Raw genomic sequence first — 1,891 nt, 5'->3', positions numbered from 1 at the left:
TTCAGTGCGCCCAGCATGGGTGCAATCTCTAGGGTGAAAGTCCCGAACTGTGAAGGCAGAAGTAACAGTTAGCTTAACGCAAGGGTGTCCATGGTGACGTGGGATCTGAAGGAAGCGAGCGGCAAACTTCCGGTCTGAGGAACACGAACTTCATATGAGGCTAGGTATCATTGGGTGAGTTTGCTGAACAAAACAAAGCCCTTTCTGTCAAAGGTGATACAAAGTAAATGAAGCAGATAGATGGAAGGAAAGATTGCACTCTTACCTGGGGAGATCTGACTGATACGCCGAGTGATCTCGGTAACCTATTTAGTGATAAATAGCTGAACGGTCAGAGGTCAGCAGATGTCATAGTACCTCATTAACTCGAGGAATGAGGGAAGGACTGAACAATTAAGAAGAATGAGAGCTAGGCGTGCAGTCCTGTGCTGATACAGACAATCCAAAAGGACTTACTTGAAGAAGGAAATGGTGAATACATGGGGGACTTCAAGAGGGTGGAGCAGGAACTGAAACAAACAGACAAACTCATTCACGTGGAAAGGAAATGTCAAACTTGTTAATGGAACGAATTTTGTCACGAGAAAATCTATTACTTGCTTTAAAGCGAGTTGAAAGCAATAAAGGAAGTCATGGGATAGATGGAATGTCCGTAAAATCCCTACGAAGACACCTCTATGAAACGTGGGAAATCCTTTGTTCTTCATTAAGAGAGGGAACCTACCAACCATTACCCGTACGGCGAGTCGAAATCCCGAAACCGAACGGCGGAGTAAGGTTATTAGGTATACCTACTGTGACAGATCGCTTCATCCAACAAGCAATTACTCAAATCTTAGTCCCAATCTTTGACCCAACTTTCTCAGAACATAGTTATGGGTTTCGTCCGAATCGACGGGGACATGACGCAGTGAGAAAGGCAAAGGAATACATCAAAGAAGGAAATAGATGGGTAATAGATATAGACTTAGAGAAATTCTTTGACAAAGTCAATCATGACAAGCTAATGGGGCTACTAGTAAAACAAATAAACGATAGAATTCTACTGAAATTGATCCGAAAATACCTACAAGCTGGAGTTATGATCAATGGAGTTGTTCACGAAACTGAAGAAGGAGCACCTCAAGGGGGGCCACTAAGTCCACTTTTATCAAACATCATTTTAAATGAACTTGATACTGAATTAGAAAAAAGAGGACATAAATTTGTTCGTTATGCCGATGATGCTAATGTTTACGTGAAAACGAAGAAGGCAGGAGATCGGGTGATGAATTCAGTTACTGACTTTATTGAAAGAAAACTAAAGCTGAAGGTAAACAAGGACAAGTCAGCGGTAAACCGCCCATGGAAACGTAAGTTTCTAGGTTTCAGTTTTACGGTCCATAAAGACCCAAAAATTCGTATCTCCAATGAAAGTATAAAACGGTTGAAAGCTAAAGTAAGGGAGTTAACCTCACGGTCAAAACCAATCCCTATGGATCAAAGGATTAAGCAATTAAATCAATACTTAACAGGATGGTGCGGATACTATGCATTAGCAGACACTCCTAGCAAATTCAAAGAATTTGATGAGTGGATTAGAAGAAGACTTCGCATGTGTTCATGGAAACAATGGAAGTTACCAAGAACAAAAGTGAGGAAACTCATTGGACTTGGTGTTCCAAAACAAAAGGCATATGAATGGGGAAATTCTCGTAAGAAATATTGCAGAATTTCAAAAAGTCCAATCCTACACAAAACCCTCAATAACGCCTATTGGGCTAATCGAGGGTTGAAAAGTTTATATCAACGATATGAATATCTACGTCATACTTAATTGAACCGCCGTATACCGAACGGTACGTACGGTGGTGTGAGAGGTCGGGGGTTAATCACCCCCTCCTACTCGATT

At 41.3% G+C, this 1,891-nt stretch carries 1 protein-coding gene; it reads left to right on the top strand.

Annotated features, from left to right (window positions below; translation table 11 throughout):
- The first annotated feature begins 556 nt into the window (after positions 1–556).
- A complete protein-coding gene (ltrA, locus tag ACGLXV_RS22245; RefSeq protein WP_391560341.1) occupies positions 557–1,816 on the top strand; it encodes a group II intron reverse transcriptase/maturase in 1,260 nt (419 codons plus the stop codon).
- Positions 1,817–1,891 lie beyond the last annotated feature (75 nt).

It is taken from the genome of Robertmurraya sp. (assembly GCF_036676585.1).
Classification (GTDB): Bacteria; Bacillota; Bacilli; order Bacillales; family Cytobacillaceae; genus Robertmurraya_A.
This window is presented reverse-complemented; position numbering and strand designations above follow the sequence as displayed.